Origin of the sequence: Gordonia lacunae (assembly GCF_002149015.1) — a bacterium.
Classification (GTDB): domain Bacteria; phylum Actinomycetota; class Actinomycetes; order Mycobacteriales; family Mycobacteriaceae; genus Gordonia; species Gordonia lacunae.
On record NZ_NGFO01000026.1, the window covers coordinates 19,984 to 42,842 of the forward strand.

The window sequence follows — 22,859 nt, forward strand, 5'->3', positions numbered from 1 at the left end:
CAGTGCGGGCTTTGGTGGCCGCAAGAGCTGTGGCCGGACCGTTATCGCCGAATCGGGGCGACACGGGGGGGCCGGCTGCAACAATGGCCCAAGCCGCGGGGGCGACAGGTCGTTCCTCGCAGCCTGTCGAACCACTTCCCGATACACCCCGATGTGAGGACATACGTGCAGTTCCAGCTCTCCCGGACCGTCATCTCCGACCGCTCCCGCCGCGCCGCGCTGCCCGCGGCTCTGCTCGCCGCCGCGGCATTCGCGCTGACCGTCCCGGCAACGGCCACCGCCGCTCCCGAGGACGACCAGGCCCCGCCCGCGATCGCGAACTTCACGGGGGCGCCGGTCGCCGATGCGCCGGTTCCCGTCGGCCCGGGGGAGTACAGCTACGTCGCCACGCACGCGATCACCGAGCGCGCCGCGTCGATGAAGGCACCCGAGGCGATCGCCAGCCTGCCGGTGCCCGTCCAGTACCGGCCCGCCAATCTCGGTCTGGCACAGCAGTTCGACCTGGCGCTCGCCGGGGCGCTCGCGTCGCCCGGCGGTTGTGTTCAGGTGGTCGTCGATCCGCGCTCGCGCACCGGCAGCCTCTTCAATTACGGGTTCTTCCCGGTCGCCGGTGAGTACTGCTCCTGACCGGTGCGGAGTGGCAACCGGTCGCTAGGGTGTCAATCGTGACTGAACGCACTCTCGTACTCATCAAGCCGGACGGCGTCGAACGCGGCCTCGTCGGTGACATCATCAGCCGTATCGAGCGCAAGGGTCTGACCCTGGTGGCACTCGAACTCAAGACCGCCGACGACGCGGTCGCCCGCGGGCATTACGCCGAGCACGAGGGCAAACCGTTCTATCCCTCGCTGCTCGAGTTCATCACCTCGGGTCCGCTGGTCGCGGCGGTCCTCGAGGGCGACCGAGCGGTGGCCGCGTTCCGGCAGATCGCCGGCGGCACCGATCCGGTGGAGAAGGCCGTGCCCGGAACCATCCGGGCCGACTTCGCGCTCAACACCCAGTACAACCTGGTCCACGGGTCTGATTCGCCCGAATCGGCGGAGCGTGAGATCGCCCTCTGGTTCCCCGGCCTCAGCGGCTGAAACGGGTTCATCAGCTCGACGCGCGCCGTCAAACGCTCATCCTTTGCGGTCATCCGACCGCGGTGTGGGATACTTGTGCAGTTATCGCCGACACACTTTGTCGACGGCAACCGGATGACGCGCCCTGGTACCGGCGCGTCGCGGTGCGTCACCGACGCACCGCGACGCCACGGAACCGCAGCTGACCCCACCGAGTTCGCGCTGCTGCCAGCAGCCGAACACTCAGGTTTCCCTGTGCCCGGTGGCGTGGAAGGCGTCCGGGGATGCGGTCATCGACACAGCAAGAGCGTCGTCGGGTGATCCGCAGGTCGGATCGTCGCACGACGCGCAGACCACACAACACCGGTCCGACACGGGCCGGGACACAGAGCAGACCCTCGCGTGGCCGCGTCAGCCCGACGCGCCCGGGGGTTCGAGGAGACTGAGTGACCGACAACGGGTCGCCGGCTGACGCGAACGCAGCGTCGGAATCGGCGGAGGAATTTCCCAGCAAACTTCGTGTGCACGCCCTGGCGCGTTTCTTGGGCCTGACGAGCCGACAGGTGCTGGCTCACCTGACGAGTCTCGGTGTGCAGACCCGCAGCCCGCAATCCAGCGTCGACCGCGACCTGGCGAAGGCCGTGGCGGACCGGGTTCGTGCCGGCGTCGACGAGACCGAAGAGGCTCCGGCCCAGACCACACCGGCGCAGACCACTCCGGCCCAGACCGCATCAACCGATACCGGATCAGCTGATCCGGAGCCGGCCGCGGCCGAGGCGACAGGGGACGAGGCGACCGGGGACGAGTCGACCCCGGCGCCGACCGAGACCCCGGCAGACGACGCCACCTCCACTTCGGGGACGGAGACCCCGACGCTGTTCTCGGCGGCGTCGGCGCACTACAACGCGCCGGTGGCGCCGTCGGCCGATGAGGCCGACCCGTCGGCGGGCGTGCAACCGCTGTTCCTGCAGCCCCAGGCGCCGGCCGAAAAGCCTCGCTCCGCCCGATCGGGGCGCGCGAAGCCGAAGTCCGACGCGACCGCCGAGGCCGAGCCGAAGACCACCACCGACGTGAGCGCGACCGCCGGTCCGGATGGCACGGACGCGTCGGGCGACTCCGCGACGACTGACGACCCGAAGACCGATGACGCCAAGGCCGCCGACGCCACGACCGACGATGCGGAGGGCGACCGCCCGACGACCGACCAGTCGAAAGTCGACGCCGACGATGCCGATGATTCGGACGACGACGACTCCGCTGACGAGTCGGGCGCCGACGACTCGGGCTCGAGTCGGAGTCGTCGACGCCGTCGTGGACGTCGTGGACGCGGACGCGGTCGAGGAGACCAGGGCGGCGACGGTGACTCCGACTCCGACACCGACGAGTCGGACACCGACGACCCCGCCGGCACCGAGGCGTCGAGCGACGACCGTGATCCCGACAGCACCGCAGGTGAGACGGACTCCGAGGACAGCTCGTCCGAGGACGAGTCCGCAGACGAGTCGCGCCCGGACGAGGGCCGCCCGTCGGGGAAGCGCACGCGGCGCCGCAGCCGCCGGTCGGGTTCGGACAAGTCGGCCGACGCCGAGTCCGCGGGCGCGTCGAGCGACCGTGCCGATGAGGCCGTCGACGACTCCGACAGCGGCGACGATGACGGTGACGACGCGTCCGGCGACGATGAGAACGGCGATTCGTCGTCGACCCGTCGCCGTCGCCGTCGCCGCCGCCGCAAGGGCGGGGGCGAGGCCGACGAGGCGTCCCCCGACGATCCGCCGAACACGGTGGTGCACGAGCGGGAGCCGCGCAGCAAGCGGGCCCGCGACGAGGTCCAGGGCATCTCTGGCTCGACCCGCCTGGAGGCCAAGCGCCAGCGTCGTCGCGACGGCCGCGATGCCGGTCGTCGTCGGCCACCGATCCTGACCGAGTCGGAGTTCCTGGCGCGCCGCGAAGCGGTCGACCGTGTCATGGTCGTCCGGGAGCGCAGCGCCAACAGCCGCATCTCCGGCAACGACGGGCACGAACACGCCGCGGTCGAGGACTACACCCAGGTCGCGGTCCTCGAGGACGGCGTCCTCGTCGAACACTTCGTGACCACCGCGACGTCGTCGTCGATGGTCGGCAACATCTACCTCGGTCGGGTTCAGAACGTCCTGCCGGGCATGGAAGCGGCGTTCGTCGACATCGGCCGCGGCCGCAACGGCGTGCTGTACGCGGGCGAGGTCAACTGGGACGCCGCCGGACTCGACGGCGGTTCGCGCAAGATCGAACAGGCACTCAAGCCGGGGGACAACGTCCTCGTCCAGGTCAGCAAGGACCCGGTCGGGCACAAGGGTGCCCGCCTGACCACGCAGATCTCGCTGGCCGGCCGCTACCTGGTGTACGTGCCCGGCGGGTCGTCGACGGGCATCAGCCGTAAGCTGCCCGATGTCGAGCGCAAGCGGCTCAAGCAGATCCTGGCAAAGCTCGTCCCCGACGAGGCCGGCGTCATCATCCGCACCGCCTCGGAAGGGGTCAGTGCCGAGGAACTCGGTGCCGACATCGCGCGTCTCGAGTCGCAGTGGAAGACCATCGACGAGGCCGTCACCCAGGCCAAGAAGGGCGGGTCGTCGAACCCCAAGCCGCTGTACGAGGAGCCCGATCTCCTGGTCCGCGTGGTCCGCGACCTGTTCAACGAGGACTTCAAGAAGCTCGTCGTCGAGGGCGACAAGGCCTGGAACCTGGTCGAGGGATACGTCAGCTCGGTGGCCTCGGATCTGATGGAGCGGGTCGAGAAGTTCGACAAGCCGCATGCCGACGCGCCGGATTCGTTCGTGGTGCACCGCATCGACGAGCAGCTCGCGAAGGCGCTCGACCGCAAGGTGTGGCTGCCGTCCGGCGGCACGCTGATCATCGAGCACACCGAGGCGATGACCGTCGTCGACGTGAACACCGGCAAGTTCACCGGCTCGGGGGGCAACCTCGAGGAGACGGTCACGCGCAACAACTTGGAGGCCGCCGAGGAGATCGTGCGGCAGATGCGGTTGCGTGACATCGGCGGCATGATCATCGTCGACTTCATCGACATGGTGCTCGAGTCCAACCGCGACCTGGTGTTGCGCAGGCTCACCGAGGCCCTCGCCCGTGACCGCACCCGCCACCAGGTCTCCGAGGTGACCTCGCTCGGTCTCGTGCAGATGACCCGCAAGCGCTTGGGAACCGGTCTGCTCGAGGCGTTCTCGACCACGTGCACCGCGTGCAGTGGCCGGGGCATCATCGTGCACTCGAATCCCGTCGAGGTGAAGACCGAGGACTCCTCGCGTGCGGAGGGGTCGGGCTCGAAGCGGTCGCGCCGGGGCAAGAAGAAGGCCGAGGCACAGCCGGAGGCAGCCGCACCCGCCGTCGCGCCGGCGCACAAGCCCGCCGAGCATCCGATGTTCCGGGCGATGGCCGCGCACACCCACGACGACGAGCACGGTGCGGACCATGGCGAAGTCCAGCCGGACGGGGACAACGCCGGTCGTTCCGACGGGGACAACGCCGGTCGTTCCGACGGGGACAACAATCGTCGTTCCGACGGGGACACCGCACCGGCCGAGCAGGCGACCACCACCGAGCCGGTTGCCCCGGAGCCGGTTGCCGCGGAGCAGGTGGCCGCGGAGCGGGTCGCGTCGGAGTCCGCCGCGGCGGAATCGCCGACCACCGGATCTGCCGGTCCGGCCCCGGATGGTCAGGCCCCGGCGTCCGCACGGCGTCGGCGTCGTGTCGTGCGTCGTCCGGCACAGACGACCACCGCACCCGAGAACGTGGTGATGACGGCGGCGGATGTGGTCGCGGACACCCCGCTGACGACTTCCGGCCCGGTCTCCTCCGGAACTCCGGAGGCGGCAGTCGCGGTCCGGCGCCGGCCGCGCAAGCGCAGCGCCGGACGCCCTGCCGGCCCGCCGCCCGCCGAGGACTGAGCGGCGGGGCGGCCCGGTTGCGGGTCGACGGTGGGCGAGTTTGACCCGACCACTGACGTTCCCGTAACCTTGGAAAGTCGCCTCCCGCGGAGGGTCTGCGCTGTTCTGCCCGCTTCGGCACAGCAACGGTGCGAATCCCGTCGGCAGGCCCTCTGGTGCGAACCGCAGCTTCCCGGCCACGTGACTGGGTGCCCTGCGGCCCGCCCCGGCACGCACAACACAAACGCCCCAGGAGCGCACGCGCCCCGAGGGTCCGAGTAGACGAGTAAGAGGAATACTTCGATGGCAACGTACGCGATCGTCAAGACCGGCGGAAAGCAGTACAAGGTCGCTGAGGGCGACACTGTGAAGGTCGAGAAGATCGACGGAGAGATCGGCAGCACCGTGAGTCTGCCGGTCGCGTTGGTCGTCGACGGGTCGAACCTGACCACCGATGCCGACAAGCTGGCCAAGATCTCGGTCACCGGCGAGGTCGTCGACCACGTCAAGGGCCCCAAGATCCGCATCCACAAGTTCAAGAACAAGACCGGCTACCACAAGCGCCAGGGTCACCGTCAGAAGCTGACGGTCCTCAAGGTCACCGGCATCAAGTAGTTCGACCCGCTTCGAGAAGACCTCAGGAGGACTGACACATGGCACACAAGAAGGGCGCGTCCAGCTCGCGCAACGGTCGCGATTCCAACGCCCAGCGACTCGGCGTGAAGCGCTTCGGCGGCCAGCAGGTGAGCGCAGGCGAGATCCTGGTCCGCCAGCGCGGCACCAAGTTCCACCCCGGCGTCAACGTGGGTCGCGGTGGCGACGACACCCTGTTCGCGCTCGCCGCGGGCGCGGTGGAGTTCGGCTCCAAGCGTGGCCGCAAGACGGTCAACATCGTCCCGGAAACCGCTTCGGTCTGACCTGAGCAACCGGCACGACACAGCTCTACACAGGGCGGGCAGGGTCATCGCGTACCCCGCCCGCCCTGTTCTTTTTTGACGGAAGAAGGATTTCGATGTCTCGGTTCGTCGACCGCGTGACCATCCACGTCGCCGCGGGGAACGGCGGCCACGGCTGCGCGTCGGTTCACCGCGAGAAGTTCAAGCCTCTCGGCGGGCCGGACGGCGGCAACGGCGGCAACGGCGGGTCGGTGCGACTCGTCGTCGACCCCCAGGTGCACACCCTGCTCGACTTCCACTTCCACCCGCACGCCAAGGCGTCCAATGGCAAGCCCGGCGCCGGCGACAACCGTGACGGCGCCACCGGTGGCGACCTCGTCCTCAAGGTCCCCGACGGCACGGTGGTCCTCGACGAGCGCGGCACCATACTCGCCGACCTGGTCGGCGAGGGTACGGTCTTCGAAGCCGCGCAGGGTGGTCGCGGCGGACTGGGGAACGCCGCGCTCGCCTCGAAGGCCCGCAAGGCTCCCGGCTTCGCCCTGCTGGGGGAGGAGGGACAACAGCGCTCCCTCGTCCTCGAACTCAAATCCGTGGCCGACGTCGGCCTCGTGGGGTTCCCCTCGGCGGGCAAGTCCTCGCTCGTGTCGGTGCTCTCGGCCGCCAAGCCGAAGATCGCCGATTACCCCTTCACGACACTCGTCCCGAACCTCGGGGTCGTGCAGACCGGCGGCGATGTCTTCACCATCGCCGACGTCCCCGGTCTGATCCCGGGCGCCTCGACCGGCCGCGGGCTCGGACTGGAGTTCCTCCGTCACCTCGAGCGCTGCGCGGTGCTCGCACACGTCGTCGATTGCGCCACACTCGAACCCGGGCGCGATCCGATCTCCGACATCGATGCGCTGGAGGCCGAGCTGGCCGCCTACGTCCCGGCACTCGACGACGACCACGGACTCGGCGACCTCGCCTCCCGCCCCCGCGTGGTGATCCTCAACAAGCTGGACGTACCCGACGCGGCCGAGCTCGCCGATCTCATCGAACCCGAACTGGCCGAACGCGGTTGGCCGGTGTTCCGGATCTCGGCGGTCGCCCACGAAGGCCTGCGCGAGCTCACCTTCGCCCTGGCACGCATGGTGCGCGAGTATCGGGAGGCCCAGCCCGCCAAGGTCGCTCGGCGTGCGATCATCCGGCCCAAGGCCGTCGACGACACGGGCTTCACGATCGAGACCGATCCGGACAACGAGGGCGGCTTCATCGTCCGCGGCACACGCCCGGAGCGCTGGATCGCGCAGACCCAGTTCGACAACGACGAGGCCGTGGGCTACCTGGCCGACCGGCTCAACCGACTCGGCGTCGAAGACGAACTCGTGCGCCGTGGGGCCGAGCCGGGTGCGCCCGTCACCATCGGGGCCGTCACCTTCGACTGGGAGCCGTCGACCCCGATGGGCGACGAGGTCCCGGTCACCGGACGCGGCACCGACATCCGACTCGATCGCTCCGATCGCGTGGGTGCCGCCGAGCGCAAGCAGGCACGACGCCTGCGGCGCGGGCTGCCGGACGAGGACGGCGGGGAGCGGGACCTCTCGTGACCGCCGGGTCCGTCGACCGCGTCCACGACGGGTCGGTGCGTGACCGGATCGCGCACGCCCGCAGCGTGGTCGTGAAGATCGGGTCATCGGCGCTGACCGACCTCACCGAGGGACTCGACCGCAACCGGCTCGACGCCCTGGCCGACGCCCTCGAGGCCCGGATGCGGGCCGGCTCGGATGTGATCGTCGTGTCCTCGGGGGCCATCGGCGCCGGGATCGCACCCCTCGGGCTCAAGCGACGACCCACCGACCTGGCCACCAAACAGGCGGCGGCGAGCGTCGGGCAGTTGGCCCTCGCGCACGCGTGGGGTACGTCGTTCGCGCGGTACGGCCGCACGGTGGGTCAGGTCCTGCTCACCGCCGACGACATCTCCAATCGCAGCCATCACGCGAATGCGCAACGGACGCTTGACCGTCTGCGTTCGCTCGGGGCCGTCGCGGTGGTCAACGAGAACGACACCGTGGCGACAAACGAGATCCGCTTCGGCGACAACGATCGTCTCGCCGCGCTCGTCGCCCATCTGTCGGGCGCCGATGCGCTCATCCTGCTGTCCGATGTCGACGGGCTCTACGACGGCGATCCGCGCAAGGTCGGCGTCGACGGCCGGCGTGCCCGGTTGATCCCGGAGGTCAACGGCCCCGAGGATCTCGACGGCGTGATCGCCGGCTCCGGCGGTGCGCTGGGTACGGGCGGCATGGCGTCCAAGCTGGCCGCCGCGCGGTTGTCGGCCGATGCCGGTGTGCCCGTGTTGCTGGCCGCCGCCTCGTCGGCGGCGCAGGCGCTGGCCGACGCCTCGGTGGGGACGGTGTTCGGCGCCCGGTCCGAGCGGCTGTCCGCTCGCCGCTTCTGGGTGCGTCATGCCGCCGACGCGCGCGGCCGGATCGTGCTCGACGACGGAGCGGTCGAAGCGGTGTCGCGCAGGCGGCGCTCACTGCTCGCCGCCGGGATCGTCGGGGTGACCGGCAGGTTCTTCGAGGGCGACGTCGTCGAACTCGTCGACCGGTACGACACCGTGCGGGCCAGGGGAGTCGCGGCCTACGGCGTCGACGACGTGACGTCGATGGTCGGCCGGTCCACCGGCGACCTCCCGCCCGACTTGCAGCGCCCGGTGGTCCACGCCGACGACCTGGTGGTCGTCTCGCGCTGACCGGAGGTCAGAACGTCGCCAAGGCGGGGAGCACGAAGCCGGCCTCGTGATCGATCTTCAGGGTGGCGATCTCGTCCGCGCGCGTGCCACCCCGGTTGACGATGATCAGCGGCTTGCCGGCGCGGTGTGCCCGCCGGGCGAATCGCAGGCCGGACATGACGGTGAGCGACGATCCGACGACCACCAGCGCGTCGGCGTCGTCGACCACCGAATATGACTCGTCCACAACGTCTTTGGCGACGGTCTCGCCGAAGTAGACGATGTCGGGCTTCAGGATTCCGCCGCAGTTCGGGCAGTCGATCATGACGAAATCCGATGTGTCCGACAAGGTGGCATCAGCATCGGGGGCGACTTCGATGGCACCCCGCCCGCGGACCCGGCGGGCGAATTCGGTGTTGACCTCCTCGAGGAGTTCGGCGAGCCGGTGACGGGAGATCCGCCAGTCGCATTCGAGACAGCGGACGCGTCCGTAACACCCGTGCAATTCGATGACTCCGCGTGTTCCGGCCTTGGTGTGCAGCATGTCGACGTTCTGCGTGAGGATCCGGGTGAGCCACCCGCGCTGCTGCAACTCGGTCAGCGCGAGGTGCGCGCGGTTGGGGACCGCGGCGTCCATGTGCCGCCAGCCGAGGTGATTGCGGGCCCAGTAGTGGCGGCGGAAGTCGGCAGAAGACAGGAACATCTCGAGGGTCATCGGGGTCCGCGGTGGCGACCCGGGGCTCCGGTAATCGGGGATGCCGGAGTCGGTCGAGATGCCTGCCCCGGTCAGCACCGCGAAACGGCGACCGGCGAGGATGTCGGCGGCCAGCGCGATCCGGTCCGCGACGTCGTCGTCGAGAGGTGTGTGCTCGGCCGGGGAGGAACCGAGCTGGAGACGAGTACGCACCCTGCCCAGGATAGGCAGGGTGCGTACTCGACGTGTGTGCGAGAGGTGTCAGGTGACGGGCGTCTCCGCGTGCTTGCCGGCCGGCTGTGGGACCGTCACCAGCGGGTACACGCCGTTCTCGTCGTGTACCTCGGTGCCCACGACCGGCGGGTTGAACACGCACAGCATGCGCATCTCGGTGTCGGCGGTCACCGTGTGACGCTCGTGGCCGTCGAGCAGGTACATGGTGCCCGGAGCCAGCGGGTAGGTCTCGCCGGTCTCCCGGTCGAGGAGGGTCCCGGTGCCCTCGACGAGCCACACGGCCTCGACGTGGTTGGCGTAGTGGAACTCGTTCACGCTGCCGGCGTTGATGGTGGTCTCGTGGAAGGAGAAGCCCACGTGGTCACCACCCAGGACGATGCGCTTGGAGCGCCAGTTGCCCTTGGGGTCGGCGACGTCGCGGTCGGTACCGGTGATTTCAGCAGTGGTTCGGACGATCATCCGATCACCTCCTTGACTGCATCGGACAGGATGGACAGGCCGCGATCGAGGTCCTCGCGCGAGATGGTCAGCGGCGGGAGCAGCTTCACCACCTCGTCGGACGGACCCGACGTCTCGGCCAGGAGTCCCGCGCCGAAGGCCTGCGCACAGACCTTGCCGGCGGCGGTGTGGTCGTCGAAGGCGAGACCGCGCACCATGCCGCGGCCGCGGGTGGAGATGCCGTCGTAGCGGGTGCACAGGTCGGTGAAGACCTCGTGGATGCGCTCGCCCTTGGCATGGATGTCCCGGGTCAGCGCGTCGTCGGCCCAGTAGGTCTCGATCGCCTTGGCGGCGGTGACGAAGGCCGGGTTGTTGCCGCGGAAGGTGCCGTTGTGCTCGCCGGGAGTCCACACGTCGAGCTCGGGCTTGAAGAGGGTCAGCGCGAACGGTAGGCCGTAGCCGCTGATCGACTTCGACAGGGTGACGATGTCGGGCTTGATGCCGGCCTCCTCGAACGAGAAGAACTCACCGGTGCGGCCGCAGCCCATCTGCACGTCGTCGACGATGAGCAGGATGTCGCGCCGCTCGCAGAGGTCGGACAGCGCGCGCAGCCACTCGGCGCGGGCGACGTTCACGCCGCCTTCACCCTGGACCGTCTCCACGATGACCGCGGCCGGGCGGTTCAGCCCACTGCCGGAGTCGTCGAGAACGCGCTCGAACCAGGCGAAGTCCTCCATGACGCCGCCGAAGTAGTTGTCGAACGGCATGGGAGTGGCGTGCACGAGGGGGATGCCCGCGCCGGCGCGCTTCATCGAGTTGCCGGTGACCGACAGCGACCCGAGGGTCATGCCGTGAAAAGCGTTGGTGAAGCTGATGATCGACTCACGCCCGGTCACCTTGCGCGCCAGTTTGAGAGCCGACTCGACGGCGTTGGTGCCCGTCGGGCCGGGGAACTGGATCTTGTAGTCCAGGCCGCGCGGCTGGAGGATGTGGCTGGTGAACCTCTCGATGAAGTTCCCCTTGGCGACAGTCGCCATGTCCAGACCGTGGGTGATCCCATCGGCCTCGATGTACTCCAGGAGCGCCTTCTTCAGGACCGGGTTGTTGTGGCCGTAGTTCAGCGAACCGGCGCCGGCGAAGAAGTCGAGGTACTCGCGACCGTCCTGGTCGGTGATGTAGGAACCCTTGGCGGTGGTGAACACAGCGGGCCAGTTACGGCAGTAGCTGCGCACCTCCGACTCGTGGGCGGTGAAGACGGAGTCGTCCATGTGGGTGTCGAGAAGTTGCATTTCTGGTGCTTCCTTCTGGTGTGACGAACGTGGGGCTTGGAGGTGTGCCGCCTCGGCGTCGCTTCGTTGCAAGCGCCGGGTCGGATGGTTCCCCACGGGGCGGGGTCGGCACGTGGTCGAAAAGTTCAGCAGGACAGTCGATTGCGGTGTCGCAGACCTGGGAGTTCTGCATGCGCGGGGTATCCGCTCCACAAGCGCCGATCGGTGATCAGCGCATGTGGGTCGAACGGGCCGTGTCAGGGCTCGGGGATCTCCGGCTCGAGCATGTAGAGGTCCTCCGGCTCGTGCGAATCGGGGAAGGCGTTGGCCGCGAACAGATCCCGACGTTCGAAGCGGAGCCCGCGGGCCTTGGCGACCGACGCGAACAGTCGCTGCGACGGGATGTTGTCCGGGCTGATCGTCGTATGCATGGCCACCATGCCCTGCCGGTTGACGCGGTCGAACAGCTGGTGCAGCATCGTTGCGGCGATTCCGTGTCCACGGACCTCGTCATCGACGGCGACCTGCCAGACCATCAGGGTGGACGGGTCGCTCTGCCGACGGTAGCCGGTGACGAAACCGACTGCGCGGCCGTCGACTTCGGCAACAATGGACGTAGCGGCGAAATCGTGGCACCACAGGACGTAGGAGTAACTCGAGTTGACGTCGAGAACCTTTGAGTCCGAGGCGATTTCCCAGAGGCGGGTGCCGTCGTCGACCGTGGGTGTGCGGTAGTCGACGGCAAGGGTGGTTGTTGGGGCCGTTCTTGTTTGGGAAGGGCTCATAACGCATTCGACGTTAACAACGCGTGTCGGGGAAGTCATGTACCTGCGGAAATTGGCCCGCAGAACACCTACCTTGTCCCTGATCAGGCACGCAATGTGAAGTGGGTCACAAAGACGTGATTTCCGATTGGTTCGGGTGCCTCCCCGGGTTGCAGAATGGCTCCATGACGAGGATCATCGCCGGCCGGCTGGGCGGTCGCCGGCTGCGCGTTCCGGGTGAAGGCACTCGACCCACGTCGGACCGCGTTCGCGAGTCGGTGTTCAACATCCTGGCCGCCCGATCCGATCTGGACGGAGTCTGGGTGCTCGATCTGTATGCCGGATCGGGGGCGCTCGGTCTCGAGGCGATCTCACGCGGAGCCGCGGGTGCCACGTTCGTCGACTCCGGACGCCGGGCAGCCGCGACGATCACCGCGAACGTGCGGGCCTGTGGGGTGTCCTCGAATGCCACCGTACATACGCGTGCGGTGTCTGCCTACCTCGCCGGCGCCCCGGAGCGGCACTTCGGTCTGGTCTTCTCGGACCCTCCCTACGACGTCACCGCCGACCGGGTCGCCGACGACCTGGCTCTGCTGACCACGCGCTTGGACGACGAGGCGCTGGTGGTCGTCGAACGGTCGACCCGATCCGGTGGAGACGTGTGGCCGTCGGACTACGAGGTGGTCGTCGACAAGCCCTACGGCGACACCCGGGTGGAGATCGCTCGCCTGGTCTGACCGGTAGGTTCGGACCATGACGACGGCTGTGTGTCCCGGTTCCTTCGATCCCTTCACTCTCGGTCACCGATATGTGGTCGAACGCGCCGCAGCGTGTTTCGACGAGGTCGTGATCACCGTGGTGGTCAACCCCAACAAGCGCGGCATGTTCGGCGTCGACGAACGCATCGCGCTCATCGAAGAGGATTGCGCTGATCTGCCGAAGGTGCGGGTCGATCGGTGGGAGGGCCTCCTGGTCGACTACCTGCGGCAGGAGTCGATCCACACGATCGTGAAGGGACTGCGTTCGGCGGTGGACTTCGACTACGAGGTGCCGATGGCCCAGATGAACCGCGAACTCGCGGGCGTGGAGACCGTCTTCCTGCTCACCGACCCACGTTTCGCCCACGTGTCGAGCTCGCTCGTGAAAGAGGTGGCGAAGTTGGGCGGCGACGTCTCGCCGTTCCTGTCCGGCCACGTACACGACCGGCTGATGAGCCGACTGTCCGGAGAGCTGACGGCCTGAACTCTCGCACCCATCGCGACACACCCCACGCGCTTCACGAGTCACAAGCGCACCATTCGGCACAATAGTCACAGATTCACCAACTGTTGCAACCAGGCAAGCGCCGGATTGGGGTGGCTGTGTACCGGGTATTTGAGGCTCTCGACGAGCTGGTCGCGATCGTCGAAGAGGCACGAAGTGTGCCGATGACCGCAGGCTGCGTCGTCCCGCGCGGCGATGTGCTGGAACTCCTCGACGACATCAAGGACTCCATCCCCGGCGAGCTCGACGATGCACAGGATGTGCTCGATCAGCGCGACACGCTCATCGGCGATGCCCGCGAGCACGCCGAGACGACGGTGGCGAAGGCGGATTCGGAGTCCGAGGCCGTTCTCGCGCACGCCCGTGCCGAGGCCGACCGGATCCTCTCCGAGGCGAAAGCACAGGCCGACCGCATGGTCGACGAGGCGAGCGCGCATTCGAGCTCGCTGGTCGAGGACGCCTCGGAGGAGGCGCATCGCCTGCAGACGAGCGCGGCACGCGAATTCGAGGCCGTCACCGGCCGGGCCCGCGCCGAGGCGCAGCGCACCATCGACGCGGCCAACAACTCCTACGACAAGTCGGTGGCCGACGGCATCGCCGAGCAGCAGCGCCTCGTCTCCGAGACCGAGGTCGTCGGTGCGGCGAAGTCCGAGGCGGAGCGGATCATCGACGCCGCCCACGCCGAGGCCGATCGCCTGCGCGGTGACTGCGATGTCTACGTCGACGAGAAGCTCGCCCAGTTCGAAGAGGTCCTGACCGGCACGCTGCGGTCGGTGAACCGTGGCCGGCATCAGCTGCGCACCGGCGCCGGAATGCACGACTACGTCGAGTACCCGCGGGGCGTCGACGAGTCCGGACGGTCCGAGGGCCGGGGTGACGGTTCACGCTCGCGCGAGGCGTCCGCCCGGCACACCTACGACCGCGACCACGGCTCGCCGCTCGCGGTGTGACACGGTCGTCGACCCGGCTGTCCACACGCCGCCGGCGTCGGTCGATCATTCCGGGGCGCGAGCGTATGGTGGGCGTTTGTGGCTGATCATGCTGTGACATCAGAGCCGTCGCACGGTCCCGGTTCGACCCCCAAGCGCGAGCCGTTCGTGCTGGATGTGCGTTCGATGGGACGCCGCCCGGGCACCATGTCCGAGGTGCACCGCACCGTGCGGACCCCCGAGCGGCTCGGCGTCGAGATGGTCGGGATCCCGGCGGATTCCGACGTCGATCTCGACCTGCGTCTCGAGGCGGTGTCCGAGGGAATCCTGGTGACCGGGACGGTGTGTGGCGAGACCGTCGGTCAGTGCTCGCGCTGTCTCGAGCCCGTGGACGGGACGGTCACGGTCTTCCTCACCGAGCTGTTCGCCTATCCGGACAGCGCGACCGAGCAGACGACCGACGCCGATGACATCCATCGCATCGCCGACGACCGTATCGATCTCGAGCAGTCGATCATCGATGCGGTCGCGCTCGAACTGCCCATGTCGCCGTTGTGTTCCGCAGACTGTCAGGGTCTGTGTCAGGTGTGCGGAGTCCGGCTCGCCATCGCCGAGCCGGGTCACTCCCACGAGGTCATCGACCCCCGCTGGGCGGGCCTCGCGAGCAAGTTCGCCGACCTCGACACCGACGACTCGGCACCGGCCTCGGAGGGCGACGCCGCCGAGGCAGCGGATCCCGACCGGAAACGACATCGTGACTGAGGCTGTGCGCGAGGACGGTCCGCGAGCCGCCCTGCTCGACGCCCTGGACACCGACATCCCCGACGACCTCCTCACCCTGGCGTTGACCCATCGGTCCTACGCCTACGAACACGGCGGTCTGCCCACCAACGAGCGCCTGGAGTTCCTCGGCGACTCGGTGCTGGGCGTCGTCATCACGGAGCGTCTCTATCTGCGCTATCCCGATCGTCCCGAGGGTGAACTGGCCAAGATCCGGGCGAGCGTCGTCAACATGCACGCCCTCGCCGATGTGGCGCGCGGGCTGGGGGACGAGGGCGGGCTCGGCAAGTACCTGTTCCTCGGTCGCGGCGAGGAGATGACCGGCGGCCGCGACAAGGACTCGATCCTGGCGGACGGTTTGGAATCACTGTTCGGCGCAGTCTTCCTCAGCCATGGGCTGGAGACCTCGCAGCGGGTCATCCTGCGTCTCTTCGACGAGCGTCTCGACCGTGCCGGCAGCCTCGGCGCGGGCCTGGACTGGAAGACCTCGCTCCAGGAACTGAGTTCTGAACGCGGGTTCGGTCCGCCGCAGTACCAGATCAGCGCGACCGGACCCGACCACAACAAGGAGTTCACCGCGACCGCCCTGGTCGCAGGCGAAAGCCTCGGCGAAGGCGTCGGCCGGACCAAGAAGGAAGCGGAGCAGCAAGCCGCTGCCCACGCCTGGAAAGTGCTCACCGAGCGCGCTTCCGCCTCGTGAACCGTCTTCCCGTGAACGCCCCGCGCGCGGTGTCGCATGCCTGAACTGCCCGAGGTCGAGACCGTCCGTAGCGGTCTCGAGACCCATCTCGTCGGCCGGGTGGTGACCTCTACCGAGGTCCTTCATCCGCGCGCGATCCGTCGTCATGCCGGCGGTGAACCGGATCTGATCGGCCGGCTCGCCGGCAAGCAGGTGACCGGCGTCCGACGCCGCGGCAAGTACCTGTGGATCGATCTCGCCGAGTCCGCCGACCGGGCGGCGCTCGTCGTCCACCTCGGGATGAGCGGCCAGATGCTCATCGCACGGGTCGGAACCCCCGACCACACGCATCTGCGGGTCCGCGCCGTCCTCGACGACGAGAACGAACTCCGCTTCGTCGACCAACGCACCTTCGGCGGTTGGCATCTCGACGACTACGCCCCCGATGTGTATGCGCCCCCGGAGAATCGGGACACGACCGACCCGTCGCCCACCGACATCCCGATGTCGGTGGCGCACATCGCCACCGATCCCTTCGACCCCGCCTTCGATCCGGACCGCGTCGTGGATCGCATGCGCACCAAGCACTCCGAGATCAAACGGGTGCTCCTGGACCAGACCGTCATCTCCGGGGTGGGCAACATCTACGCCGACGAGGCGCTCTGGCGTGCGCGCCTGCACGGTGCGCGGATCGCCGAGACCATCAGCCGCAGGAAACTGCGTGAACTGATCGCCGCCGTCACCGAGGTGATGGCGGCGGCGCTGAAGGTCGGCGGGACGTCGTTCGACGCCCTGTACGTGAACGTCAACGGCCAATCCGGCTACTTCGAGCGCTCGCTCAACGCCTACGGACGGGCGGGGGAGCCGTGCCGACGCTGTGGGGCGATCATGCGGCGCGAACAGTTCATGAACCGGAGCTCGTTCTTCTGCCCGAAGTGCCAGCGGCCGCCGAGTGCGCGCTCGAACGCGCCCTGACCCCACCGACTTCGCTGCGGCGCCGGGAACAATCGTCGCTCCGGAACTCTTACTATTGGTCGCGGCGCGGCACCCGCGCCGCCCGCCGGAGACTCTCGAGAGGACCTGCCTTCGATGACCACCGAAGCGACCACCCCCACGCCCGGGGTCCCTGCCGACCAGGTCCACACCGACCTCTGGGTCGAGCGCACCGGCACCCGCCGCTACACCGGACGCAGCTCGCGTGGGGGTGAGGTGCTGATCGGCTCGCAGGATGTCGAGGGGGTGTTCACCCCGGGTGAACTGCTCAAGATCGCCCTGGCCGCCTGCACCGGCATGTCGTCGGACCGGCCGTTGGCCCGTCGCCTCGGTGACGACTACGACGCGACGATCCGGGTGAGTGGCGACGCGGACCGCGAGAACGAGGTCTACCCGCGCATCGAGGAGATCCTCGAGATCGACCTGTCCGAACTCGACCCCGATGCCGCGGCCCGCCTGCTCGTCGTCGTCGAACGCGCCATCGACGCGGTGTGCACCGTCGGGCGCACGGTGAAGGCCGGTGCCGAGGTGGATCTGCGGATCCAGACGGACTGAATCGATGACCGACGAGACGGGGAGCGAGCACGGCACCGACCGCGTCCGGCTCACCGCGCACGTTCACGGACACGTGCAGGGCGTGGGCTTCCGGTGGTGGACGCGCTCCCGGGCCCTCGAACTCGGTCTGGTCGGCTACGCCTCGAACCAGGCCGACGGCCGGGTGCTGGTCGTCGCGGAGGGGCCACGGGACTCAGCGCTCGCCCTGCTGGACGCGCTGCGGTCCGGCACCACGCCGGGACAGGTAGACCTGGTCGTCGAGCGCGTGGATGAACCGCGCGGGGACCTCGACGGCTTCGTCGAACGGTGAGCGGAGCCCGGAACATGTCGCGATGGTGAGTAGTCTGTACCGTCGTGCACCTCAAAAGCCTGACCCTGAAGGGCTTCAAGTCGTTCGCCTCGGCGACGACCCTGCGCTTCGAGCCGGGTATCACGTGCGTGGTGGGTCCCAACGGCTCCGGTAAGTCGAACGTCGTCGACGCCCTGACCTGGGTGATGGGCGAGCAGGGCGCCAAGGCGCTGCGCGGCGGAAAGATGCAGGACGTCATCTTCGCCGGCACATCCGGCCGCCCGCCGCTCGGCCGCGCCGAGGTGACCCTGACCATCGACAACGCCGACGGTGCGCTGCCCATCGAGTACTCCGAGGTGTCGATCACGCGCCGGATGTTCCGCGACGGCGCCGGCGAATACGAGATCAACGGCAGTTCCTGCCGATTGATGGACGTGCAGGAACTGCTGTCGGATTCGGGTATCGGCCGCGAGATGCACGTGATCGTCGGTCAGGGCCGGCTGTCGGCCATCCTCGAGTCCCGCCCCGAGGACCGCCGCGCGTTCATCGAAGAGGCGGCGGGAGTCCTCAAACACCGCAAGCGCAAGGAAAAGGCGGTCCGCAAGCTCGACGCCATGCAGGCCAATCTCGCGCGCCTGTCCGACCTGACCGCCGAACTCCGTCGTCAGCTCAAGCCGCTCGGCCGGCAGGCCGAGGTGGCCCGCCGCGCCCAGACCGTCCAGGCAGACCTGCGCGACGCGCGGCTGCGGCTGGCCGCCGACGACCTCGTCACCCGACGAGCCGAGATGGCCGAACACGCCGCCGTCGAAGACGAGGTCCGGCGCCGACAGGACGAAGTGGCCGCGGAGCTGGACCGCGCGAACGCGGAGGTGGCCGAACACGAACAGCATCTCGCCGAGATCACGCCCGCCGCGGCCGCCGCGAACCGCGCGTGGTTCCGATTGTCGGCGCTCGCCGAACGCGTCGACGCTACCCGCCGGGTCGCCGCCGAACGCAGCCGCTACCTCAGCGAACCGTCGAGTGAGGCCTCCGGACCCGACCCGGACGAGCTCGACGAGCAGGCCCTCGAGGCCGCCGAACTCGAGGCCGAACTGACCGAGGGCGTCGAGATCGCCGCCGAACAACTCGAGAGCGCCCGCGAGGTGCTGGGGGAGCGCGAATCAATCGCCGAGGCAGCCGAGGCCGCTCACCTCGCCGCGGTCCGCGCAATCGCCGACCGTCGGGAGGGATTGGCGCGTCTGGAAGGGCAGGTCGACAACCTGCGGACGCGCTCGGAGTCGGTCGACGCCGAGGCGCAACGCCTCACGGACGCGATCTCGGCGGCCACGGAGCGCGCCGAAGCCGCTGTGACACAACAAGACTCGGCCGCCGGGGAGCTTGCGCAACTCGAGGCCGCCGAACGCGCCCTCGACGAACACCACGAACGCTGCGTCGCGGCGCTCAACCTGTCCAACGAACGCGTCGCGACCCTGCAGGCCTCCCACCGCGAGGCCGAGCACGCCATCGCCTCGCTGTCGGCGCGCGTGGACGCGCTCGCCATGGGCCTCGAACGGGGCGACGGCGGTGCCTGGTTGCTGGCGAACGCCCCCGAGGGTCTCCTGGGTCCGATGTCGGAACTGGTCACCGTCGAGCCGGGTTTCGAGACGGCCATCGCCGGCGCGCTCGGCCCCGCGGTCGACGGCATCGTCACCGTCGACGGGATCGCCGCGGTGCGCGCGTTGGCGGCGCTCAAGTCCGGCGACGGGGGACGGGCCGCGCTGATCTGCGGTGGGCTCGCCGGGCCGGACCGGCAGGGCCAGGTCGCGCTGCCGGACGGGGCCAGGTGGGCCGCCTCGGTGGTCGACACCCGGCCGGAGATCCGCGGTGCCATCGACACCGTCCTGGCCGACACCGTGATCGTCGACGATCCCGCCCAGGGACTCGAACTCGCCCGTCGCCTCGGCGTGCGTGCGGTGACCCCCGCCGGCGATCGCATCTCGGCGGCGTCGGTGGAGGGTGGTTCGTCGCGCCGGCCCTCCACGCTGGAGGTCCAGTCGGCGATCGACGCGGCGACCGCCGAACTCGCCGCGACGCGCCGGCGCGTCGAAGAACTGGAGGCGGCGCTCGACGGTGCCCTCACCGAACAGCACGAGCGCCGGGAGGCGGCCGAAGAGGCGCTCGCCGCGCTGCACGAGTCCGACGCCGGCGTCGGGGCCGCGTACGAGCAGATGGCCCGGCTCGGTCAGGAGATCCGGGCGTCGCGCGCCGAGGCCGACAAACTGACGCGCCAGCGGAACCTCCTCGAGAAGGGCCGCGCGGAAACCCTCGCATCGTTGCAGGACCTCACCGAGCGGCTTCGGCTCGCGCGTGACGAGCCCGAGGTGGGGACCGAGATGTCGGCCGACGATTCCGAGCGTGCAACCGCGTCGGCCGCCGTCGGGGTGGCGCGCAGCGCCGAGATGGAGGCTCGTCTGACGTTGCGGACCGCCGAGGAACGCCTCGCCTCGGTCCGGGGCAAGGCCGACTCGCTGCGCCGCGCCGCCCAGCGCGAACGGGAGGCGCGTGAACGAGCCCGCCGTCAGGACGAGATCCGGCGACAGGCCGCCGGCGTGGCGGTGGCCGTCGAACGCGCGGGTGCGCAGGTCAGTGAGCGCCTCGCGGCAGCGGTGGCCTCGGCTCAGGCCGGGCGCGACGAACTCGAGGAGATCCGGACCGCGCGCACCGCCACCCTGGACGAGCTCCGGGTGCGGGCGGGCGAGCTCACGACCACGCTCAACTCGCTGCGCGACACCGTCCACCGCGACGAGGTGGCGCGAGCGCAGGTCGCGCTGCGCATCGAGCAGCTCGAAGAGCAGGTCCTCGAGACCTTCGCGATGGCACCCGACGATCTGATCGCCGAATACGGTCCCGACGTGCCGATGCCCCCGTCGGCGCTGGAGATGGCCGAATACGAGCAGGCGAGAGAACGTGGCGAGCAGGTCGTCGCGCCCGCCCCGATGCCGTACAACCGGGCGACCCAGGAGGCCCGCGCGAAGAAGGCGCAGAAGGACCTCAACACACTCGGCAAGGTCAACCCCCTCGCACTCGAGGAGTTCGCGGCGCTCGAGGAACGGTACAACTTCCTCTCGTCACAGCTCGAAGACGTCAAGGCGGCGCGTAAGGATCTCCTCGACGTGGTCGAGGAGGTCGACGCCCGCATCCTGCAGGTGTTCACCGAGGCCTACGCCGACGTCGAGCGCGAATTCGCGCAGGTCTTCCAGACGCTGTTCCCGGGCGGTGAAGGGCGACTGGTCCTCACCGAACCCGGCGACATGCTCACGACGGGCATCGAGGTCGAGGCACGTCCGCCCGGTAAGAAGGTCAAGCGGCTGTCACTGCTGTCCGGTGGGGAGAAGTCGCTCACGGCCGTCGCGATGCTGGTGGCGATCTTCCGTGCGCGGCCGTCACCGTTCTACGTCATGGACGAGGTCGAGGCCGCTCTCGATGACACCAACCTGCGGCGACTCATCACGTTGTTCGAGCAGCTGCGGGAGAAGTCCCAGCTCATCGTCATCACCCACCAGAAGCCCACGATGGAGGTCGCGGATGCGCTCTACGGGGTCAGCATGCGCGGCGACGGCATCACGACGGTCATCTCGCAGCGCATGCGCGGCGTGAACATGCCCGTCGGTCAACAGGAGGACACCAGCCAGTGAACACCGGAATCATCATCGGCATCGTCGTCGCGGTGCTCGTCGTGATCGCGTTGATCGTGCTCGGTCTGGTGCTGTCGCGCCGCCGGCGCATCTCGCTGACCGACGAGCGGCAGCCGGAGGTCGTCGACGGCACGACCCGTCAGGTCGACCGGTCCGGGGGTTACCAGGCCGGATCGGGCTTCAGCTTCAGTCGCGGCGACGCCGCCCTCGCCGAACCGCCACAACGCACACCGGAACCCCGGACACCGGCACCGCAGACGCCGGCACCCGAGGTGGTACGGCCGCCGGGGGACCGCACCGAGGTGGACGGTCAGCCGGGTGTCGGCGATGACGCCGCAGTCCCGCGTGACTCGATTCGACGCGGCGTCACCGACGTGTCGCTCCCCGAGCCGGACACCGCGGAGCCGGACACCACCGAGCCGGACACCGCGGAGCCGGACACCGCCGAGACGGAGACGAGCAAGTCCGCGGCGGCCGAACCCGAGACAGTGGAACCGGAGGCCGCCCGACCTGCGACCGCACCGCCGGACACGGCAGTGCCGGACACGGCAGCGCCGGACACCACCACCGAGCGCACGACGACCGAACCCGACACGGCGGGGCCCGATACGGATGAGCCGGTGGTCGTCGAACCCGAGACGCGGGTGCCCGACGACGTCGCGGAGGCGACCACGGCGCCGCCGCTGGACGACATCGCGCCGACGGCGGGCCGGATCGGTCGTCTGCGTGGCCGGCTGTCCCGGTCGCAGGGCGCGATCGGCAAGGGCGTACTGGGACTTCTCGGCGCGGGCGATCTCGACGAGGAGAGCTGGGAGGAGATCGAGGACACGCTGGTGATGGCGGACCTCGGTGCCTCGACCACGGCCACCGTCGTCGAGACATTGCGCACCGAACTCGCGGCCAATCCGGTCCGGACCGCAGGGGAGGCCCGGGCGTTGCTCAAGCGGGTCCTGGTCGAGCAGCTCGACCCCACGCTCGACCGGTCGATCCGGGCGCTCCCGCACGCCGGCCGTCCTGCGGTCGTGCTGGTCGTCGGGGTCAACGGCACCGGCAAGACGACCACGACCGGCAAACTGGCGCGTGTGCTCGTCGCCGACGGACGTCGCGTCCTGCTCGGAGCCGCGGACACCTTCCGCGCCGCCGCCGCCGATCAGCTGCAGACGTGGGGTGAGCGTGTCGGCGCCGAGATCGTGCGCGGCAAGGAGCAGGCCGATCCCGCCGCGGTGGCGTTCGACGCGGTCGACCGCGGCATCGAGACGGGTGTCGACGTGGTCATGATCGACACCGCTGGCCGGCTGCACACCAAGACCGGCCTGATGGACGAGCTCGGCAAGGTCAAGCGCGTCGTCGAGAAGAAGGCGCCCGTCGACGAGGTGCTGCTGGTCCTCGACGCGACCGTGGGACAGAACGGGCTCATGCAGGCCCGCGTGTTCGCCGAGGTCGTGAACATCACCGGCGTGGTGTTGACGAAGCTCGACGGCACCGCGAAGGGCGGCATCGTGTTCCACGTCCAGAAGGAACTCGGAGTACCGGTCAAGCTCGTCGGGCTGGGCGAGGGCGCGGACGATCTGGCGCCGTTCGAGCCCGACGCATTCGTCGACGCCCTGTTGTGAGGGTCGGCGTCCGGCGGTGATCTGAGTTGACGCTGTGGTGAAGTCCGGATCTGTGATCGGAAATGCTGGGTTAGCGGTCTCCCACGGAACCTGAGAGGT

At 69.2% G+C, this 22,859-nt stretch carries 21 protein-coding genes; 17 read left to right on the plus strand and 4 right to left on the minus strand.

What is annotated here, in order from left to right:
- Positions 1-165: 165 nt before the first annotated feature.
- From CA982_RS19615 to proB, 7 genes are all read left to right on the plus strand, one after another.
- Positions 166-627 (plus strand): hypothetical protein, encoded by a 462-nt coding sequence (locus CA982_RS19615; protein WP_144066066.1) that lies wholly within the window; start codon positions 166-168, stop codon positions 625-627.
- Between the two features lie 38 nt (positions 628-665).
- Positions 666-1,082: a nucleoside-diphosphate kinase gene (gene ndk / locus CA982_RS19620; protein ID WP_086536982.1), complete on the plus strand. Its 417-nt coding sequence runs from the start codon at positions 666-668 to the stop codon at positions 1,080-1,082.
- A 425-nt stretch (positions 1,083-1,507) separates the two neighbouring features.
- On the plus strand, positions 1,508-4,999 hold the full coding sequence (locus CA982_RS19630; protein ID WP_086536926.1) for a translation initiation factor IF-2 N-terminal domain-containing protein: 3,492 nt from the start codon (positions 1,508-1,510) through the stop codon (positions 4,997-4,999).
- Positions 5,000-5,281: 282 nt separating this feature from the next.
- Positions 5,282-5,593, plus strand: coding sequence for a 50S ribosomal protein L21 (gene rplU, locus CA982_RS19635; protein ID WP_004019625.1), 312 nt, complete (start codon positions 5,282-5,284; stop codon positions 5,591-5,593).
- A 38-nt stretch (positions 5,594-5,631) separates the two neighbouring features.
- Complete coding sequence (gene rpmA, locus CA982_RS19640; protein ID WP_004019626.1) at positions 5,632-5,895, plus strand: 50S ribosomal protein L27; 264 nt, start codon at positions 5,632-5,634, stop codon at positions 5,893-5,895.
- Between the two features lie 95 nt (positions 5,896-5,990).
- Positions 5,991-7,460, plus strand: coding sequence for a GTPase ObgE (obgE, locus tag CA982_RS19645; RefSeq protein ID WP_086536927.1), 1,470 nt, complete (start codon positions 5,991-5,993; stop codon positions 7,458-7,460).
- On the plus strand, positions 7,457-8,608 hold the full coding sequence (gene proB, locus CA982_RS19650; protein WP_086536928.1) for a glutamate 5-kinase: 1,152 nt from the start codon (positions 7,457-7,459) through the stop codon (positions 8,606-8,608). Before obgE ends, proB begins: the two co-directional genes overlap by 4 nt.
- A gap of 7 nt (positions 8,609-8,615) precedes the next feature.
- On the opposite strand, the gene CA982_RS19655 is transcribed toward proB, so the two are convergent.
- The 4 genes from CA982_RS19655 to ectA all read right to left on the minus strand — a co-directional run bounded on the left by CA982_RS19655 (position 8,616) and on the right by ectA (position 12,006).
- Positions 8,616-9,494, minus strand: a complete 879-nt coding sequence (locus CA982_RS19655; RefSeq protein WP_086536929.1) for a Sir2 family NAD-dependent protein deacetylase — start codon at positions 9,492-9,494, stop codon at positions 8,616-8,618.
- Between the two features lie 48 nt (positions 9,495-9,542).
- Positions 9,543-9,974, minus strand: a complete 432-nt coding sequence (locus tag CA982_RS19660; protein ID WP_086536930.1) for an ectoine synthase — start codon at positions 9,972-9,974, stop codon at positions 9,543-9,545.
- Positions 9,971-11,242, minus strand: a complete 1,272-nt coding sequence (ectB, locus tag CA982_RS19665) for a diaminobutyrate--2-oxoglutarate transaminase (protein ID WP_086536931.1) — start codon at positions 11,240-11,242, stop codon at positions 9,971-9,973. The genes CA982_RS19660 and ectB overlap by 4 nt, the downstream gene beginning before the upstream one ends.
- 236 nt (positions 11,243-11,478) lie before the next feature.
- Positions 11,479-12,006 (minus strand): diaminobutyrate acetyltransferase, encoded by a 528-nt coding sequence (ectA, locus tag CA982_RS19670; protein ID WP_086536932.1) that lies wholly within the window; start codon positions 12,004-12,006, stop codon positions 11,479-11,481.
- A 164-nt stretch (positions 12,007-12,170) separates the two neighbouring features.
- Here ectA and rsmD point away from each other — a divergent pair, with 164 nt between their 5' ends.
- The 10 genes from rsmD to ftsY all read left to right on the plus strand — a co-directional run bounded on the left by rsmD (position 12,171) and on the right by ftsY (position 22,760).
- Entirely contained in the window at positions 12,171-12,722 is a 552-nt protein-coding gene (gene rsmD / locus CA982_RS19675) for a 16S rRNA (guanine(966)-N(2))-methyltransferase RsmD (RefSeq protein ID WP_086536933.1), read from the plus strand.
- A gap of 16 nt (positions 12,723-12,738) precedes the next feature.
- A complete protein-coding gene (coaD, locus tag CA982_RS19680) occupies positions 12,739-13,227 on the plus strand; it encodes a pantetheine-phosphate adenylyltransferase (protein ID WP_086536934.1) in 489 nt (162 codons plus the stop codon).
- Positions 13,228-13,346: 119 nt separating this feature from the next.
- The gene (locus CA982_RS19685; protein WP_086536935.1) at positions 13,347-14,198 is read left to right on the plus strand and encodes a DivIVA domain-containing protein; all 852 of its coding nucleotides are present in this window, start codon (positions 13,347-13,349) and stop codon (positions 14,196-14,198) included.
- A 93-nt stretch (positions 14,199-14,291) separates the two neighbouring features.
- Positions 14,292-14,939, plus strand: a complete 648-nt coding sequence (locus CA982_RS19690; RefSeq protein ID WP_208618034.1) for a YceD family protein — start codon at positions 14,292-14,294, stop codon at positions 14,937-14,939.
- A complete protein-coding gene (gene rnc, locus CA982_RS19695) occupies positions 14,932-15,657 on the plus strand; it encodes a ribonuclease III (RefSeq protein WP_086536937.1) in 726 nt (241 codons plus the stop codon). The genes CA982_RS19690 and rnc overlap by 8 nt, the downstream gene beginning before the upstream one ends.
- A gap of 36 nt (positions 15,658-15,693) precedes the next feature.
- Positions 15,694-16,611, plus strand: a complete 918-nt coding sequence (mutM, locus tag CA982_RS19700; RefSeq protein WP_086536938.1) for a bifunctional DNA-formamidopyrimidine glycosylase/DNA-(apurinic or apyrimidinic site) lyase — start codon at positions 15,694-15,696, stop codon at positions 16,609-16,611.
- A 114-nt stretch (positions 16,612-16,725) separates the two neighbouring features.
- Positions 16,726-17,184, plus strand: coding sequence for an OsmC family protein (locus CA982_RS19705; RefSeq protein ID WP_086536939.1), 459 nt, complete (start codon positions 16,726-16,728; stop codon positions 17,182-17,184).
- Between the two features lie 4 nt (positions 17,185-17,188).
- On the plus strand, positions 17,189-17,494 hold the full coding sequence (locus CA982_RS19710) for an acylphosphatase (protein WP_086536940.1): 306 nt from the start codon (positions 17,189-17,191) through the stop codon (positions 17,492-17,494).
- 44 nt (positions 17,495-17,538) lie between these two features.
- On the plus strand, positions 17,539-21,147 hold the full coding sequence (gene smc, locus CA982_RS19715) for a chromosome segregation protein SMC (RefSeq protein ID WP_086536941.1): 3,609 nt from the start codon (positions 17,539-17,541) through the stop codon (positions 21,145-21,147).
- Positions 21,144-22,760: a signal recognition particle-docking protein FtsY gene (ftsY, locus tag CA982_RS19720; RefSeq protein ID WP_086536942.1), complete on the plus strand. Its 1,617-nt coding sequence runs from the start codon at positions 21,144-21,146 to the stop codon at positions 22,758-22,760. Before smc ends, ftsY begins: the two co-directional genes overlap by 4 nt.
- Positions 22,761-22,859 lie beyond the last annotated feature (99 nt).